The 2,079-nt window shown below is 65.2% G+C and carries 1 pseudogene; it reads right to left on the bottom strand.

Going from position 1 to position 2,079, the window contains the following annotated elements:
- Window positions 1-2,079 (bottom strand): annotated as a pseudogene (locus RMO04_RS10035) (hypothetical protein); the annotation flags it as partial.

Raw genomic sequence — 2,079 nt, 5'->3', positions numbered from 1 at the left:
GGCCACGAGCAAGTCCGGCGACGCGAAACGAGTATTTCAGCCAGAGGGGGCCGCGATAGTGGAGCGCGTCAAGTCTGCCCTGAATTGCGATCACGGGGATAGGTGACGGCGTGAACTCGTCGAACGTCGATTCGCGCCACCGGGCGTTGTTCAGTACGAGGGCGTTGTCATCCAATCGCTCGACCTGCCAGACATCGGACGCGAGAGGAACCGGCTTCCCGACGGCGACGACACGGCGTGGGGCGGGGAGACCCTGCTGACACTCGCGGGAGAGTCGAAGCAGATGCGCACTCGCGGGATAGAAGACGAGGGGCACCGTCAGCGACGAGCCGAGCGTGGTCTCTATGCCGCTCATTGGGTCGAGTTCGTGGACGCAAGCGAAGTTCCCGTCCAAGTGTGCCGCGGCGTCGACAGGCGCGCCGATGCGGCGGCGGTCGGCGAGGAACACCAAGCGGTCGCCGTCGGGCAAGTCGCGCACCTGCACAAAGATGTGGCTGAGGTCGACTGATCCTTCAAGGCGAACCAAGGGGGCGGCGACCGTGGCGAGCCGATTGGAAACCTGCGGTGGCGGCACGCGATCCCAACACTTGGTCAGCGCCGTTAGCTCCGGCGACGGCCGGCCATCAACGAGGGTCGGGGCGTTGCCTGCCAGAAGTACAAGCCCACCAGCCTCGTCAAATTCGTGCAATAGGCGCAGTGTCCACGGCGCCACCGTCAGCATCGACGGCAGCACGACGGCCCGATACGTCATCGCGCCGACGCGCAGGACGGCCCGATCCCCCTCGCGCTCAACTCGAGCCGCGTCGCGGAGCACGATCTCGTCACCGAGGTCGAAGACCCGCTGGGAGCCGAGCAGCGCCATGACTACGGATTTGAAATCCGCATCCAGTTGATCAATTTGCCGCCGTGGCTCCTCGCCAGTAACGCCGGGGTTCTCAACGCCGGCGGGGTCCGGCCATTTGGCGCCCACACGGAACAACGCGGCGGCGGATTCCTGTGGGTGAAGCACCAGCGCTTCGGCCAGTGGGCGTCCCTGCGATAGCGCGACGCACAGGCGGATGAGCGGCTCCTCGACCGCGGGTTGTGCCGGCCACCACGGCTGCTGGTAGAACAAGTTCGGCGGGAAGTCGCGCTTACGCCCGCCGGCCATCGTGAACAAGCTCAGATGCCAGTTGAACAGGGTCACGCCCAGGCTGAGCAGGTGCAGCCCGATCCACCACCGGTCGGCAAACGAAATGTCCTGCCCCGCCGCACCATAGGTCTCGCAGAGCATGGCCGGCTTCGCGTACTGGTTGACGACGCTATGGCACTGCTTGGCGGTGATGACTTCTGCGACCTGCATGCAGAGGTGGTCGATGCCGGGGATGTGCTGGTGGCGGTAGTTCTGGGGGATCGAATTCCCCTTGCACTGCTGTGTGTAAAGGTTCCCCTCCATGTAGTGGCCGGTAAGGGCGATGCCGTGCGCCTCGCACCAGTCGCCAAGCTGCTTGGTGAAGTTCACCTCGAACAGCCGACTGACGGTTCGCGCGTAATGCACGCGGACGCGCGGCGCGTCTGCGCCGTCCTGGAACAGCAGGTGAAGGTGCGGGCGAACGTCGTAGCCGTGGTCTTTAACGAATTCGTCGAAGAGGCAGTCGGTGTACGCGACCGCGCCGGCCGGCACGAGCACGTGGACGACGGCGCACGGCTCGTCGAGGAACTCGGCGACGATCGTCTTGCCGTACTCGGGCGCGTAGCGGCGGTGATAGCTGGCGTAGGCCTCGTCGATGAATTGCGTCATCGCTTCGCGGCTTAACACGTCGGCGTAGCACGTGCCGTTGAACCGCCACGATCCCAGTGGCGTCGTCCAGTGGTACACCTGAAGCCCGTTCTGCGGTCCACCGATGGGAATGCTGCGCTCGGGCGCCGGGTCCCCCACCAGGCGGGCGAACAAAACCTTGTGGCGGAACGACTCGTCCGCCAGCGGGACGCTGCCACCGGAGTTCCCCGACGGCCATCCCTCTTCGTCGTAAAGCCAGACCTTGATCCCCAGCACGCTGCATTCATCGACCGCCGCAGCGCACGCTTCAAACCACTTCT

This window comes from Phenylobacterium sp. (genome assembly GCF_031412415.1).
Lineage (GTDB): Bacteria > Pseudomonadota > Alphaproteobacteria > Caulobacterales > Caulobacteraceae > Phenylobacterium.
This window is presented reverse-complemented; position numbering and strand designations above follow the sequence as displayed.